General features: G+C 68.8%; 13 protein-coding genes. 6 read left to right on the top strand and 7 right to left on the bottom strand.

What is annotated here, in order from left to right; translation table 11 throughout:
- The first annotated feature begins 3 nt into the window (after positions 1 to 3).
- From CBM2588_RS19850 to CBM2588_RS19865, 4 genes are all read left to right on the top strand, one after another.
- On the top strand, positions 4 to 357 hold the full coding sequence (locus CBM2588_RS19850) for an AtuA-related protein (RefSeq protein WP_115682114.1): 354 nt from the start codon (positions 4 to 6) through the stop codon (positions 355 to 357).
- Positions 358 to 399: 42 nt separating this feature from the next.
- Positions 400 to 1,365 (top strand): Bug family tripartite tricarboxylate transporter substrate binding protein, encoded by a 966-nt coding sequence (locus tag CBM2588_RS19855; protein WP_115682115.1) that lies wholly within the window; start codon positions 400 to 402, stop codon positions 1,363 to 1,365.
- Between the two features lie 186 nt (positions 1,366 to 1,551).
- Entirely contained in the window at positions 1,552 to 2,625 is a 1,074-nt protein-coding gene (locus CBM2588_RS19860) for an MBL fold metallo-hydrolase (RefSeq protein ID WP_115682116.1), read from the top strand.
- 86 nt (positions 2,626 to 2,711) lie between these two features.
- Positions 2,712 to 3,461 (top strand): NADPH-dependent F420 reductase, encoded by a 750-nt coding sequence (locus CBM2588_RS19865; RefSeq protein WP_115682117.1) that lies wholly within the window; start codon positions 2,712 to 2,714, stop codon positions 3,459 to 3,461.
- A 31-nt stretch (positions 3,462 to 3,492) separates the two neighbouring features.
- On the opposite strand, the gene CBM2588_RS19870 is transcribed toward CBM2588_RS19865, so the two are convergent.
- The gene (locus CBM2588_RS19870; RefSeq protein ID WP_115682118.1) at positions 3,493 to 3,882 is read right to left on the bottom strand and encodes a GNAT family N-acetyltransferase; all 390 of its coding nucleotides are present in this window, start codon (positions 3,880 to 3,882) and stop codon (positions 3,493 to 3,495) included.
- 187 nt (positions 3,883 to 4,069) lie between these two features.
- Here CBM2588_RS19870 and CBM2588_RS19875 point away from each other — a divergent pair, with 187 nt between their 5' ends.
- The gene (locus CBM2588_RS19875) at positions 4,070 to 5,569 is read left to right on the top strand and encodes an AMP nucleosidase (RefSeq protein ID WP_115682119.1); all 1,500 of its coding nucleotides are present in this window, start codon (positions 4,070 to 4,072) and stop codon (positions 5,567 to 5,569) included.
- A gap of 77 nt (positions 5,570 to 5,646) precedes the next feature.
- Here the strand turns inward: CBM2588_RS19875 and CBM2588_RS19880 are convergent, their stop codons facing one another.
- Complete coding sequence (locus CBM2588_RS19880; protein WP_115682120.1) at positions 5,647 to 6,288, bottom strand: OmpW/AlkL family protein; 642 nt, start codon at positions 6,286 to 6,288, stop codon at positions 5,647 to 5,649.
- Positions 6,289 to 6,633: 345 nt separating this feature from the next.
- Complete coding sequence (leuA, locus tag CBM2588_RS19885) at positions 6,634 to 8,325, bottom strand: 2-isopropylmalate synthase (protein WP_115682121.1); 1,692 nt, start codon at positions 8,323 to 8,325, stop codon at positions 6,634 to 6,636.
- A gap of 603 nt (positions 8,326 to 8,928) precedes the next feature.
- On the opposite strand from leuA, the gene CBM2588_RS19890 reads away from it, so the two are divergent.
- Positions 8,929 to 10,287, top strand: a complete 1,359-nt coding sequence (locus tag CBM2588_RS19890; protein ID WP_115682122.1) for a hypothetical protein — start codon at positions 8,929 to 8,931, stop codon at positions 10,285 to 10,287.
- A gap of 347 nt (positions 10,288 to 10,634) precedes the next feature.
- On the opposite strand, the gene CBM2588_RS19895 is transcribed toward CBM2588_RS19890, so the two are convergent.
- The 4 genes from CBM2588_RS19895 to CBM2588_RS19910 form a co-directional block, all read right to left on the bottom strand.
- Positions 10,635 to 10,946: a DUF6587 family protein gene (locus tag CBM2588_RS19895; protein WP_115682123.1), complete on the bottom strand. Its 312-nt coding sequence runs from the start codon at positions 10,944 to 10,946 to the stop codon at positions 10,635 to 10,637.
- A gap of 14 nt (positions 10,947 to 10,960) precedes the next feature.
- A complete protein-coding gene (feoB, locus tag CBM2588_RS19900) occupies positions 10,961 to 12,817 on the bottom strand; it encodes a ferrous iron transport protein B (protein WP_115682124.1) in 1,857 nt (618 codons plus the stop codon).
- 14 nt (positions 12,818 to 12,831) lie between these two features.
- Complete coding sequence (locus tag CBM2588_RS19905; protein WP_115682125.1) at positions 12,832 to 13,143, bottom strand: FeoA family protein; 312 nt, start codon at positions 13,141 to 13,143, stop codon at positions 12,832 to 12,834.
- 362 nt (positions 13,144 to 13,505) lie between these two features.
- A complete protein-coding gene (locus tag CBM2588_RS19910; protein WP_115682126.1) occupies positions 13,506 to 14,441 on the bottom strand; it encodes a LysR substrate-binding domain-containing protein in 936 nt (311 codons plus the stop codon).
- Positions 14,442 to 14,464: the final 23 nt, after the last annotated feature.

Consider the following 14,464-nt stretch of genomic DNA (forward strand, 5'->3'; position numbering starts at 1 on the left):
GCCATGACCGCCACCGCCGCGCTCTACCAGTTCGCCCATGGCCGCACCGGCGACAAGGGCGACCGTTCCAACATCAGCGTGATCGCCTATGACCCGCGCGACTTCGACCACCTGGTGGCGCACGTGACCGAAGACGCGGTGCGCGACCTGTTTCGCGAGCGCCGGCCCGCGGCGGTCACGCGCTACCTGGTGCCGTCGCTGCACGCGATGAACTTCGTGCTCGACGGCGTGCTCGATGGCGGCGTCAACGATGCGCTCAACCTCGACACCCACGGCAAGGCGCTGTCGTTCCGCCTGCTGCAGCTCGAGATCCCGCTGCCGCCGCGGCTCGTGCCGGGGGTTTCGGACCACCCTTGAACCCTTGCCTTCACCGATAACGATTTCAACAGGAGACCTCACATGCATCCGCTCTTCAAGCCACTGGCCGTTGCCGCGCTCGCGGTGATCCTGCCCGCGGGCCAGGCCTGGGCCGAGTTTCCCGACAAGCCGATCCGCTTCGTCGTGCCCTTTGCCGCGGGCAGCGCCACCGACCAGCTCGCGCGCGCCATCGGCCAGGCCATCACGGTGGACAGCAAGGTCACCGTGGTGGTCGACAACAAGCCCGGCGCCAACGGCTTTATCGCCGCGTCCGACGTGGCCAGGGCGGCGCCGGACGGCTATACCGTGCTGATCAGCACCAACACCACGCATGCGGCCAACGAGCACCTGTTCAAGAAGCTGCCCTACGACCCGGTCAAGGACTTCACACCCATCACGGCGCTCGGACGCGGCGGCCAGATCATGGTGGTCAACCCGCAGGTGCCGGCCAAGACCGTGGCCGAGTTCATCGCGCTGGCGCGGCAGCAGCCGGGCAAGCTCAGCTTCGGCAGCGGCAGTTCGTCGTCGCGCATTGCCGGCGAGCTGTTCCAGCAGATGGCGCAGGTGCAGCTGCTGCACGTGCCGTACAAGAGCAACCCGCTGGCCATCACCGACCTGCTCGGCAACCAGATCCAGATGATGATCACCGACACCGCCACCGGCCTGCCGCAGGTCAAGAGCGGCAAGCTGCGCGCGCTGGGCGTGTCGGGCAAGGCCCGCTCGCCGCTGGCGCCGGAGGTGCCGACCATCGATGAAGCCGGCGTCAAGGGCTACGAGATGAGCTACTGGTTCGCCGCCTATGCGCCCGCTGGGACGCCGCAGCCGGTGGTGGCCAAACTCAACGCAATGATGGTGAAGGCCGCGCGCAGCGAGAGCGCCGCCGGCTTCTACAAGTCGACCGGTACGGAAGTCTTCACCAGCACGCCCGCGGAACTGGCGAAGTTCCAGTCGCAGGAGTCCGGCAAGTGGGGCCGCATCATCAAGGCGGCGAATATCCAGCCAGAGTAAAAAGCGGGCGGCGCAAGCTCCCATGCATGGAAAACGGTGCCACGTGGCACCGTTTTTTACGCAGAAGTAGGTACGCTTTGACCCTTGCGGCCTTGTCGGGCAAGGCGCGGCTAAGATATGCGCTGGCCGCGCGCCCGCTGGCGCCGGCCTGCTCCTCGACAACATCAATCAGAACAGGATCAGGATATGAAGCTGCAGTCCATGGTGCGCCCCGCTACCTCTGGCCCGCGCCCGCGCCCGACGTTGCAACTTGCCTTGCGCCGGGCCGCATCGCGCGCCGTCATCGCCATCGCCATGGGCAGCGCCGTGCTGGCCACGGGCCTGGCCAGCGCGCAGACCGCCACGCCGCCGGCGCAGCAGAAGACCCAGGTGCCGGGCTACTACCGCATGATGGTCGGCCAGCTGGAAGTCACCGCGCTCTATGACGGCTATATCGACCTGGACCCCAAGCTGTTCAAGTACACCAGCGCGCGCGAGGTGCAGAGCCTGCTGGCGCGGATGTTCTTGACCTCGACGCCGGGCATGCAGACCGCCGTCAACGCCTACCTGATCCATACCGGCAGCCGCCTGGTGCTGGTCGACACCGGCGCGGCCGGCTGCTTCGGGCCGACCCTGGGACGCATCGGCGAGAACCTGCGCGCCGCGGGCTACGCGCCCGAGCAGGTCGATACCGTGCTGCTGACGCATCTGCACGGCGACCATGCCTGCGGCCTGGCCACGGACGGCAAGGCCGCGTTCCCGAACGCGACGGTCTACGTCGACAAGGCCGACCTCGACTACTGGCTGAGCGAAGCCAACGCCGCCGCCGCGCCGAAGGAGGCGCAGGGCCTGTTCGCCATGGCGCGTGCCGCGGTCGCGCCGTACCAGGCGGCGCAGCGCTTGCGGACATTCAACGGCGGCGCCCGTAGTGAATCCATTGCCGAACTTGTTCCGGGCGTGCGCGTGGTGCCGGCCAACGGGCATACCCCGGGGCACAGCGGCTACCTGTTCACCTCGGGCAACGACAGCCTGCTGCTGTGGGGCGACATCGTGCACAACCATGCGCTGCAGCTGCGCCGGCCGCAGGTGGCGATCGAGTTCGACGTCGACAGCAACCAGGCCGTGATCACGCGCAAGCGCATCCTGGAGCAGGCCGCCAGGGGCCGGTTGTGGGTAGGCGGCGCGCACATGCCGTTCCCGGGCCTGGGCCATGTGCGCCGCGATACCGCCGGCTATACGTGGGTGCCGGCCGAGTATGGCCCGATCCGCAACGACCGCTAGCCACGCGCGGCGGCTTTTCGCCTAGAGTCATCCCAGGGGGCCGCCACGCGTACCGGGCGGCGGCCCCGCCTGCCGGAGGACTTGCCATGCCTGCCAATGTGACCCGCCGCCGCTGGCTGCGCGCCGGCGCCGCGGCGCTACTGCTGGTTGCGCGACTGCCGCGCGCCGTGCGCGCCCAGCCCGGCCCGGCGCCGGCCCGCGAGGCCGCGGCGCAGCGCATCGGCGTGATCGGCTCGGGCCGCATCGGCGGCACCGTGGGCGGCTTGTGGGTCAAGGCCGGGCATCCGGTCCTGTTCTCGTCGCGGCACCCGGAGGCGCTCAAGCCGCTGGTCGAAGAATTGGGTACGCTTGCGCGCGCCGGCACGGTGGCCGAGGCCATTGCGTTCTCGGACGTGCTGTTCCTCGCCACGCCCTATGGCGCGTTGCCGCAACTGGCTCGTGACCATGCCGGCGCCTGGCAAGGCAAGATCGTGCTCGACGCCACCAACGCCTACGAACACCGCGACGGCCCCATTGCCGACGAGGCCAGGCGCGACGGCATCGGCCTTACCACGGCGCGCTACCTGCGCGGCGCGCGCGTGGTGCGGGCCTTCAACTTCATGGGGGCGGCGCAGTTTGCCAGCGAGCATCACCGGCCCGGCGGGCTGGTGGCGGTGCCGATCGCTGGCGACGACCCGGCCGCGCTGCAAGTGGCGGCGCAGCTGGTGCGCGATGCGGGCTTCGAACCGGTGGTGGTGGGGCCGCTGGCCAGCGCCGATCGCTTCGCGCCGGGCGGGCCGCTGTTCCGGCAGGTGGGGACGGCCGACGAGTTCCGGCAGAAGATGGGGGGACGCTGACGCTGCGCCGGGGTGGTACTGGCCGGTTGGTTCAGGGCCGGCGCCGCTCCATCGCAACCATCGAGGGGGTAAAGCCGAGCTGGCCGAAGAAGGCGGCTTCGGACGAGCGCGCCGCGCGCAGCATCCAGCTGATATCGGGGTCGCTGCCGACGATATGCCGCACCAGGGCGCGGCCGATGCCGTGCCGGCGGTGGCCGGGCGCCACCACCACCATCGACAGGAAACCGTCGCATACGTCGTCGCACAACGCGCGGGCAAAGCCGACCACCTCGCCTTTCTCTACCGCCACGGCCACGCGCTGCGAATTGGCCACCAGCCGTGCGAATTTCTCGGGTCCGCCCACGCGGTGGGCCCAGCCATTGGCGATCAGTAGTTGTCTGGCTGCCTCGAGGTCTTCGGGCAACAGGTTACGGATTTCCATTGGCGGCTCTCCCAGCAAAGCATGTACGGCCCCTCGCCGCCCCTTGCCACCAGGGGCGCCGCGAGTCGAGAACGGCACGGCAAGCCGTGCTGCGCAATTGGCGGAGTGTAGCGAGCGGGCGCGGGCGCGTCAATTTGGCGCCTGGCGCGCCGGGGCGTCGCTCACGGCGGCGCTCCGGCGCGGTATCATGGCCGCCATGAACGCCCCCGTCTTTTCCTCCGCGCATCCGGCCGACCAGCTCGCCGAGTTCACCGACGCGGATGCGGCGGTTGCCCGCATCCGCGAGATCTACGATGCATCGGTCGGCGCCGTGCGCGCGCGCTTCGATGCCTTCGCCAGCGGCAAGCCGCTGCCCTCGGCCGCGCACGCGTGCTATCCGTACCTGGGCATCTCGGTCAACATCGAGACCATGGTCACCGACAGCCGCCCCTCCTGGGGCACGGTGGCGTACCCCGGCGTCTACGGCACCACGGTGACGCGCCCCGACCTGCTGGCCGACTACTACCGCGACCAGATCGAGCGCCTGATGCGCTATCACCGCGTGCCGGTGGTGGTGGGCCTGAGCCGGCGCCCGATCCCGCTGCCGTTCGTGATCGAGGCCTCGACCACCGACATCAGCTACACCCAGGCGCGCGAGCTGGAGGCCTCGTTCGTGCTGCCGGAGCTGAACCGCATCGACGACGGCATTGCCAACGGCACCTACGAGCCGGTGCCGGGCGAAGCCTGGCCGCTGTCGCTGTTCCCCGCCGAGCGCGTGGACCTGGCGCTGCAGCGGCTCTACCACTACACCGGCACGGCGCCGCAGCACTTCCAGCGCTTCGTGCTGTTCACCAACTACCAGCGCTATGTCGACGAGTTCGTCGCGCTTGGGCGCGCGCTGATGGGCAATGGCAACGGCAATGGCGATGGCGGCGGCTACACGCGCTTTGTCGAGCCTGGCGACGTGGTGCAGGACCTGGGCGCGCCCGAACCCGACGACGCCACGCGCCCGCGCGTGCTGCCGCAGATGCCGGCCTACCACCTGGTGCGCGGCGACAAGCTGGGCGTGACGCTGGTCAATATCGGCGTGGGGCCGTCCAACGCCAAGACCATGACCGACCACCTCGCCGTGCTGCGCCCGCATTGCTGGCTGATGGTGGGCCACTGCGGCGGCCTGCGCCGCTCGCAGCAGCTCGGCGACTATGTGCTGGCGCACGCCTATGTGCGCGACGACCACGTGCTCGACCACGACCTGCCGCCGTGGGTGCCGGTGCCGCCGATCGCCGAGATCCAGGTGGCGCTGCAGGAAGCCGTGGCGCGCGTGACCGGGCTGTCCGGCAACGAGATGAAGACGCGCATGCGTACCGGCACGGTGGTATCGACCGACGACCGCAACTGGGAGCTGAAGTCCAAGGCGCTGTATGCGCGCTTCAACCAGTCGCGCGCGATCGCCATCGACATGGAGAGCGCGGCGGTGGCCGCCAACGGCTTCCGGCTGCGCGTGCCGTATGGCACCCTGCTGTGCGTATCGGACAAGCCGCTGCATGGCGAACTCAAGCTGCGCGGCATGGCCAACGCGTTCTATCGCCAGCGCGTCAGCCAGCACATGACCATCGGCCTGGAAGCGATCCGCATCCTGCGCGAGAACGGCGTCGAGCAGCTGCATTCGCGCAAGCTGCGCAGCTTCGACGAGCCGGCGTTCAGGTAGCGGTCCGCTGCGCGCGCTCATGAAATGCAAAAGGCCGGCGCCCCTTCGACGCCGGCCTTTTTTGTCGCGCGGCAGGATCAGAATCGATACCCCACCCCGACGCTGAACAGCCACGGATCCAGGCTTACCTTGGAGACCTTGACGTCCCCCGCCTTCACATCGCTCTTCAGCCAGATCTTCTTGATGTCGGCGTTGAGGAACCAGTTCCTGGTCAGCTTGTAGTCCATGCCGATCTGCAGCGCCGGGCCCACGCTCCAGCTATCGAGCTGCAGCGAGTTGTTGGCGATGTTCTCGCCCCAGATGTGGGTGAAGTTCAGGCCCGCGCCGATATACGGGCGGAAGGTACCGTTGGGAATGAGGTGGTATTGCATCAGCAGCGTCGGCGGCAGGTGCTTGAAGGTGCCGATCTTGTTGCCGTCAAGGTAGACGTTCTGCTTCTGCGGCACCGTCAGCACCAGTTCGGCGGCAAAGTTCGGCGTGAAGAAGTAGGTGACGTCGAGTTCGGGGATCCACTTGTTGTTGACCGTGATGCGGTCCGAGCGGCCGACACCGCCGACGGGATCGGAGCTGTGGGCCATGTCGAGGTAGGTGCCGCGCAGCCGCACCATCCAGTTGCCCTGGGCGTCGTCCGCTGCGGCCGCGGGCGTGGCGAAGGCGCCGAGCATGGCGCAGGCGGCGATGGCCGAACAGGTGGCGGTGCGAAGAGACAGTGTTTTCATGGGTCTGCTTGGTTTGTTATCAAGGCGCGCCCAGTGTGGCGGAGCGGGGCGGCGCTGGCCTTGACACAAAACAAGCGGAACCAAATGGAGCGCACGGCGTCGCGATGGCGCGACAACGCGGCCATCACCGATGCATCCTCGGACATCGCTTCTAACCACATGCGAAATGATTCGTAGCGCGGCCCGATGCTGCCGCTTACGCTGTGCGAAAGATCCGAGCACGCGCAACGCGTGTGTCCGGATCCGCACCAGGCATGTCGTGGGCGTCCGCAAGGGCGTCTTTCCGGGTGTGCCCCGTGGGGGCGGGGCACACCGGTTTTCTTGCCAAACGCTACACCTCAGGCGTCAGGCCGCGGCGGCGCTGGCCGCGTGAGCGCCGCCGGCAAAGCCCGCCCGCAGGTGCCGGTTCACACCCGACAGCACTGCACGCAATGAAGCCGTGACGAGGTTGGCGTCGATGCCCGCGCCGAACCCGGTCGGCGAATCGCCCACACGGACTTCGACATAGCACGCTGCGCTCGCGTCGGCGCCTGCGTTCATCGCATGCTCGTGGTAGTCCATCACGCGTACCGGCAGGTCCAGCGCATCGATGAAGGCGTCGATCGGGCCGTTGCCGCTGCCGCGCACGCTGCAGGGCTGGCCGTCGCGCTCCATCTGCACCGTGATCACGGTGGCGCCGGTACCGTCGCTTGCCAGCTGGTGCGAGACATAGCGCAGCGGCGCCTCGCGCGCCAGGTACTCGCGTTCGAACAGGCCATACAGGTCGTCCGCGCTCGCTTCCAGCCCGCTGTCGTCGGTCATGGCCTGCACCGCGCGGCTGAACTCGATCTGCAGCCGGCGCGGCAGGTAGAGGCCATGCACCTGTTCCAGCAGGTACGCCATGCCGCCCTTGCCCGACTGGCTGTTGACGCGGATCACCGCGTCGTAGCTGCGGCCCAGGTCGGCCGGGTCGATCGGCAGGTAGGGCACTTCCCAGATGGCGTCCGGCTGCTGCTGCGCAAAGCCCTTGCGGATCGCATCCTGGTGCGACCCCGAAAACGCGGTGAACACCAGATCGCCTACGTACGGATGGCGCGGGTGCACCGGCAGCTGGTTGCAGTGCTCCACGCACTGGCGCACCGCGTCGATGTCGGAGAAGTCGAGTTGCGGCGCCACGCCTTGCGTATAGAGGTTCAGCGCCAGCGTCACCAGGTCGACGTTGCCGGTGCGCTCGCCATTGCCGAACAGGCAGCCCTCGACGCGGTCGGCGCCCGCCATCAAAGCCAGCTCCGCCGCCGCCACCGCGGTGCCGCGGTCGTTGTGCGGATGCACGGACAACGCGATGTGCTCGCGCCGCGCGAGGCGGCGGTGCATCCATTCGATCTGGTCGGCGAACACGTTGGGCGTGCTGCATTCCACCGTGGTCGGCAGGTTCAGGATCATCGGGCGGCCCGGGCCGGCCTGCCACGCGGCCGACACCGCGTCGCTGACTTCCAGCGAGAAATCGAGCTCGGCCAGGCTGAAGGTCTCGGGCGAATACTCGTAGGTCCACGCGGTCTCGGGCATGGCATCGGTCAGCGCCTTGATCAGGCGCGTGCCCGATACCGCGACTTCCTTGATCTCGTCGCGCGAGGCATTGAAGACGATGCGCCGCCAGGCCGGTGCGATCGGGTTGTACAGGTGCACGATGGCGCGTGCCGCGCCGCGCACGGATTCGACGGTGCGGCGGATCAGGTCTTCGCGCGACTGCGTCAGCACGACGATGGTGACGTCGTCGGGGATGCGCCGCTCTTCGATCAGCATGCGCACGAAGTCGAAGTCGGTCTGCGACGCGGCGGGGAACGCCACTTCGATTTCCTTCAGGCCGATCTTCACCAGCTGTTCGAAGAAGCGCAGCTTGCGCGCCGGGTTCATCGGCTCGATCAGGGCCTGGTTGCCGTCGCGCAGGTCGGTGCTCATCCAGCGCGGCGCGCGCGTGATGGTGCGGCCGGGCCAGGTGCGCTCAGGGATGTCGACGGTGGCGGCGGGGCGGTACTTGGTGGCGGGATTGACGAGCATACGGGGTCTCCTTCCTCGCAAGGGAAGATGAAAAATCGAAAAACGGGAAAAGGGTGGCGCAAGGCTGCCGAACTGCCACGGGGCCCTAGGCCCGGCAACCGATCGGTAGGCTTAGCAGTAGCGAGGAAGCGCGCAGGGCGCGGCCCGATGCCAGGGCAGCCAGCACGCGTGCGCGGGCAGCGATGCGGGACGCATCGGCAGCCTGGCAGGGAGTGCTGGTGTAACGGTTCATCGTGGCTGGAGTGGGAGGGGCCGCGGCCGCTCCGCGTGGGTGCGCATGCAGCGCAGGTCCATGGGAAGGGCAAGGTTAGTCGACCAGTCCCGACCCGGTCAAGCCTTGCGCGTGTGCCGGCATGCGCGGCAAACCGTCGTGGCCCGATCAGGGGATCGTGGAAACGGGCTGCGCCAAACGGTTGGGGGCCGGCTGCGGCAGGGGGCCTGGCGGCCCCTGTTTCGCCTCGGCCGAATGGCGATGTACTGCGCTGAATGGATGACTTGCGGCGAGGTTCTGTGCGCTGCACCTCAGTCCTCTGGCTGGTATTGCGCGGGCCACTTTGTGCCTAGGCTGATAGCGCGGGAAAAACACGACCGGGGGGAACAATCATGAGACTGAGAACGTGGGCATCCTGGCTGGCGGGTTCAGCCGCAGCCTTGTTGCTGGCGGCATGCGGCGGCGGCGGTGGCAGCAGCGCGCCCGCCGCGCCGGCATCGGGCGGCACCACCACGCCGCTGACCTATACCGCGAAGATGAGCGTGACCTCGGGCGAGGTCGGTGTCGGCCGCACGCTGACCATCAGCGCGCTGGCCGTCGACAGCAACGGCGTCGACGTATCGGCCAGCACCACCTTCGACTGGACCAGCACCGACAGCGCCGTCGCCACCGTGACACCGGGCGCCGGCACGCCGGGCAGCGCCGTGGTCAGGGGCGTTGCGCCGGGCACCACCACCGTGCAGGTGGTGGCCACGGTCCGGGGCACCGACAACACTACCGTGCAACTGCCCGCGCAATCGGCCACCATCACCGTGGTGCCGGCATCCGCGCTGAGCTACGCGCTGTCGATGCCCGCCACCAGCCTGTCGATGAGCGACGGCCAGGAACTGCCGGTCAAGGTGACGCTGCTCGACAGCAACGGCAGCGATGTGTCGGCCAGCGTCTCCAACTGGGCCTGGTCCAGCAGCGGCACCGCGGTCCAGGTCACGGCCAGCCAGAACAGCGCCACGCTGAAGGCCAGCAACGGCTCGCCGACGACCGCGGCCACCGCCAGTGTCTCGGTGTCGGTGACCGCGCCTGACGGACATGCCCTCGCCGGCGTCATCGCGGTGACGGTGCAGAAGAACGGCGCCGCGGCCTATCGCGTGGTGACCACCAAGGGCGGGCGCGAGGTCAACGCGCTGCAGGTGTTCAGCAATCGTCCCGACACCTTCACCGCGCGCGTGTTGCGCCACGACGGCCAGGACGTGACCGCGGATTTCGACGGCAACTGGAGCTACACGGCAAGCTCGGCGACGCTGTCCGCGACGGAAGCCGCGGGTACGCATGACGCCACGGTGCGCACCAGCCTGGCCGGCGACACCGGTCCGGTGCAGGGCAGCCTGACCGTGACTGCGGTCAGCAGCAAGCTGGGCGAGCGGCGCAGCGCCACCCTGACGGTGACGGAAAACCCGCTATGGGCACTGGTGGGCGACAACCAGGATCCGATCACGCTGCTGCTGCTCGCACCGATGCCGATCGAGGTGACCGCGCGCATGAAGCACCTGGGCGAGGATGCGCAGTACACCGCGTGCAAGGACTGGGCATGGTCCAGCACCGGTCCGGTCTCGCTGAGCCCGAGCATGGTGATGCTGCCCAACCAGGTGCGCGCCAGCGGCACCGGACCCGGCGACTTCACCATCACCGCGACCTGCACCGCGGTCGCCGACAATACGCCGCTGAAGCTGGTGTTCTACGGTACGGTCAGGTAGGCGCCGGTATCCCGCAGCTGGCGAGACGCCCTCCGGATGGAGGGCGTTTTGCTTTTGGGAGACACATGCGCTGTGTCAGGAATGATTGGTAAAGGCGCAAGCGTACCCGTTTCTGCGTGGCTGTTTTCGACCCCTGCGTGCAGGCTCCGACAGGCGCGCGTGCAAAGCGTACCCAATTCTGCGTGCATGGGAACAAGCCTTGCGAAGCGCCGGATTGGCCTGCAACAGGCCCACGCCGTCGCCTGCCACGAGGCCTGGACGCGCGCAACCCGCCGCTTGCCGCACCATGCGGCAGCAGCGGGCGTACCCGTTTCTGCGTGAAGGATAAGGGAGGAAAAAAGCGCGCTTCAGCGCTTGCGCACGAAGCGCACCACCTGCTCGGCAGGCTTGTCCTGGCCGGTGGGGGAGCTGGTATTGGCGTCGCAGGTATTGCAGCCGCCGTCGTCGCAGCCGCTGGCGCAGCCGGCCGCGGCCTGCGGGGCCAGCCAGCGGGCCAGGCGGCCGCGCCAGCCCGCGGCGGCGGGGCCGCCCAGGCGCGCCGCCAGCGCCGCCTTGACGCGCTCGCGCGTGCGCGGCGCGTAGCGCGACACCACCGACACCGCGCACGCCAGCACGATCAGCGGGACCAGCAGGGTTTCGATGGCGTGATAGAGGCTCATGGCGTCGGCGGGCCTCAGCTGAACATCAGCGCGACGCGGTAGGTCACGAACGCGGCCAGGTAGGCCAGCCCGGTCAGGTAGGCGGCCGACAGCGCCATCACCTTCCAGGAGTCGGTCTCGCGCCGGATCACCGCCAGCGTGGAGATGCACTGCGGCGCGAACACGTACCACGCCAGCAGCGACAGCGCGGTGGCCAGCGACCATTGCGCGGCGATCATCGGTGCCAGCTGCGTGGCCACGGTCTCTTCGCTGCCCGACAGCGCATAGACGGTGGCCAGCGCACCAACGGCGACCTCGCGCGCGGCCAGCCCCGGCACCAGCGCGATGCAGATCTGCCAGTTGAAGCCCACCGGTGCGAACACCTTCTGCAGCGCGTGGCCGATCATGCCGGCAAAGCTGTAGTCGATCGCCGGCGCGGTCGCGCCCTCGGGCGCGGACGGGAACGTCGACAGGAACCACAGCAGCACCGTCAGCGCCAGGATCACCTTGCCGACGCGCGACAGGAAGATGCGGGCACGCTCCCACAGGCCGATGGCGATGTCGCGCGGGTTCGGGATGCGGTACGACGGCAGCTCCATCAGCAGCGGATGGTCGGTGCGGTCGCGGCGCAGGAACTTGAGCGCATAGGCCACCACCAGCGCGCTGACGATGCCGGCCACGTAGAGCGCGAACAGCACCAGCCCCTGCAGGTTGAACAGGCCCATCACGGTGCGCTCGGGGATAAAGGCGCCGATCAGCAGCGCATAGACCGGCAGGCGCGCCGAGCAGGTCATCAGCGGCGCCACCAGGATGGTGGTGAGCCGGTCGCGCGGGTCCTGGATGGTGCGCGTGGCCATGATGCCGGGGATGGCGCAGGCAAAGCTCGACAGCAGCGGGATGAACGAGCGCCCCGACAGCCCCGCGCCCATCATCAGGCGGTCGAGCAGGAACGCCGCGCGCGGCAGGTAGCCGGATTCTTCCAGCGTCAGGATGAACAGAAACAGGATCAGGATCTGCGGCAGGAACACCACCACGCTGCCCAGCCCGGCGACCAGGCCGTCGACCAGCAGGCTCTTGAGCATGCCGTCGGGCAGCCAGGCGCCCAGCATCTCGCCGGCCCAGTGCACGCCGCCCTCGATGCCGTCCATCAGCGGCTCGGCCCACGAGAACACCGCCTGGAACATCAGGAACAGCAGCACCGCCAGCAGCAGCAGCCCGAACACAGGGTGCAGCACGATGCGGTCGATGCGGTCGTCCAGCGCGGCGGTGCGCGCCGGCATGCTCACCGCGGCCGACAGCAGGCGGTTGACTTCGGCATGCACGTCGAAGTCAGCGCCGGACGCAGCGCCGGCCGGCGGGGCCGGCGGCAGCGTGGCATCGAGCAGGCTGACCAGCGCCGCGGCGCCGTCGCGCCGGACCGCCACGGTGCTGACCACCGGCACGCCGAGCGCGGCCGACAGCTTGTCGCGGTCGATCTGGATGCCGCGGCGCGCGGCCGCGTCGCTCATATTCAGCACCACCACCATCGGCAGCCCCAGCTGGCGCAACTCCAGCACGAAGCGCAGGTGCAGGCGCAGGTTGGTCGCGTCGACCACCGACACCAGCAGGTCCGGGCGCGCTTCGCCGGCGCGCTGGCCCAGGCAGACATCGCGCGTGATCGCTTCATCCAGGCTGGCCGCATGCAGGCTGTAGGCGCCGGGCAGGTCCAGGATGCGCACCTGGCGTCCGGCCGGCGACACGAAGTAGCCTTCCTTGCGCTCGACGGTGACGCCGGCGTAGTTGGCCACCTTCTGGCGGCTGCCGGTCAGGCGGTTGAACAGTGCGGTCTTGCCGCAATTGGGATTGCCGACCAGCGCAATGCGCAGGGCCGAGGGGGAAGCAGCTGCAGACATAATCCGGGGAAGGCTCAGGCGGTCCGCTTGGCGGACGGTTGGGCAGTCTCGTCGCCCTGCGTGGCGGGGGCGATGCGGGTGACCGAGGCGCTGGCGATTTCCACGCCGATGCGCGCCGCCTCCGAGCGGCGCAGTGCAAAGCGCGTGAAGCCTACCTGCGCCACCAGCGGATCCATGCCGAACGGCCCGTAGGCGATGACCTGCACGGGCTCGCCGGCAACGAAGCCCAGTTCGCGCAGGCGGCGCGCAACCGGATCCCCTGGGGTGGCGTCGTCCACCGATTGCACTACGGCGGGCGTGCGCCGTGGAAGTTCAGACAACCGCATCATGCTTCCAGTCCGTGGCGCGGCCTGCCGCCAAGCGGTCGGTGCGACCGCGCCGGGGTGTGTAAATGAAAATCGTTTTCATTGTATCGCAAATGAGGCTTTACGTTGCCCCCTCAAAGGGCGGGCACGCCAGCCTTGCCGCGCCAGGCACGGCAGGAGGCGAATGATAACCGCTAAGGGTCGTCGATGAGCACGCCCCGCGACCGCGAGCCGGCGTCCAACGAGGCTGGCGGCGGCCAGGTCATGCCACCCCGAATCCGCGCCGGGGCCGCCCTCGTGCAATTACTGCATTTGCGTTATGGCTGCCGTAAGCCAGCGGCGTTAAGCTCACGGCACGCTGAACACCCCGTTCCACGCGTACTTCACAAGCCATCGGTCCCTGGACCGGTGGCTTTTTCTTTATGGCTGCGCTTCGGCTGCGCCGGCTTGCCTGCCACCATGGCGACAAAGTGGTCACGCGCAGGATGATCCGGCGCGGTCTTCCAGGCGCAATAGACCTCGGAGCGCACCGTGGCGTCGGCCAGCGGCCGGAACGCCGCGCCCGCCATGCCCGAGCGCGCCAGTGCCGCCGGCACCACCGCCACGCCCATGCCCTGCGACACCAGCGACACCACCGACAGCCAGTGCCGCACCTCATGCCGGATCTGCGGGAAGAAGCCTTGCGCGGCGCACATGTCGAAGATCCGGCTGTAATAGTCGGGCGAGGCCTTGCGCGAGAACAGCACGAACGGCTCGCCGCGTAGCGATGTCAGCGGCAGCTGCGCCAGCGCGGCCAGGGCATGGTCGGCGGGCAGGCAGCAGACGAACGGCTCGGCGTGCACCAGCGTGGCCTGCAGCGTGTCCGGCACCCGTCCGGTGTGGATGAAGGCGGCGTCGAGTTCGTCATGCAGCAGCGCGTCGACCTGTTCCTGCGAATTCAGCTCGGTCAGGGCCACGTGGATGCCGGGATAGGCGGCCTCGAACTCGCGCAGCGTCTGCGGCAGCCCGCGGTACAGCATCGAGCCGACAAAGCCCACGCGCAGGCGGCCGATGGCGCCCGCTTCGATCTCGCGCGCCAGCACCCGCGCGGCCTCGGCCTGCGCCAGCAGCGCCGTGGCCGACTCGCGGAAGGCCCGTCCGGCCGCGGTCAGCCGCACGCCACGGCTGTCGCGGTCGAACAGCCGCGCCCCGACCGAAGCCTCGAGCTGCTGGATATTGAGCGACAGCGGCGGCTGCGAGATGGCCAGCCGGCGCGCGGCGCGGCCGAAGTGCAGTTCCTCGGCCAGCACGAGGAAGTAACGCAGGTGGCGGAATTCCATGGCGATACAGAAATTATATGGAT

Source organism: Cupriavidus taiwanensis, assembly GCF_900250075.1.
GTDB lineage: Bacteria > Pseudomonadota > Gammaproteobacteria > Burkholderiales > Burkholderiaceae > Cupriavidus > Cupriavidus taiwanensis_C.

Excerpts from the sequence above, each read along its gene's own strand:
- leuA (WP_115682121.1), bottom strand. The coding sequence starts at position 8,325 with ATGCTCGTCAATCCCGCCACCAAGTACCGCCCCGCCGCCACCGTCGAC.
- CBM2588_RS19910 (WP_115682126.1), bottom strand. The coding sequence starts at position 14,441 with ATGGAATTCCGCCACCTGCGTTACTTCCTCGTGCTGGCCGAGGAACTG.
- CBM2588_RS19870 (WP_115682118.1), bottom strand. The coding sequence starts at position 3,882 with ATGGAAATCCGTAACCTGTTGCCCGAAGACCTCGAGGCAGCCAGACAA.
- CBM2588_RS19860 (WP_115682116.1), top strand. The coding sequence starts at position 1,552 with ATGAAGCTGCAGTCCATGGTGCGCCCCGCTACCTCTGGCCCGCGCCCG.
- CBM2588_RS19875 (WP_115682119.1), top strand. The coding sequence starts at position 4,070 with ATGGCCGCCATGAACGCCCCCGTCTTTTCCTCCGCGCATCCGGCCGAC.
- CBM2588_RS19895 (WP_115682123.1), bottom strand. The coding sequence starts at position 10,946 with ATGAGCCTCTATCACGCCATCGAAACCCTGCTGGTCCCGCTGATCGTG.
- feoB (WP_115682124.1), bottom strand. The coding sequence starts at position 12,817 with ATGTCTGCAGCTGCTTCCCCCTCGGCCCTGCGCATTGCGCTGGTCGGC.
- CBM2588_RS19850 (WP_115682114.1), top strand. The coding sequence starts at position 4 with ATGACCGCCACCGCCGCGCTCTACCAGTTCGCCCATGGCCGCACCGGC.
- CBM2588_RS19890 (WP_115682122.1), top strand. The coding sequence starts at position 8,929 with ATGAGACTGAGAACGTGGGCATCCTGGCTGGCGGGTTCAGCCGCAGCC.
- CBM2588_RS19905 (WP_115682125.1), bottom strand. The coding sequence starts at position 13,143 with ATGCGGTTGTCTGAACTTCCACGGCGCACGCCCGCCGTAGTGCAATCG.
- CBM2588_RS19855 (WP_115682115.1), top strand. The coding sequence starts at position 400 with ATGCATCCGCTCTTCAAGCCACTGGCCGTTGCCGCGCTCGCGGTGATC.
- CBM2588_RS19865 (WP_115682117.1), top strand. The coding sequence starts at position 2,712 with ATGCCTGCCAATGTGACCCGCCGCCGCTGGCTGCGCGCCGGCGCCGCG.
- CBM2588_RS19880 (WP_115682120.1), bottom strand. The coding sequence starts at position 6,288 with ATGAAAACACTGTCTCTTCGCACCGCCACCTGTTCGGCCATCGCCGCC.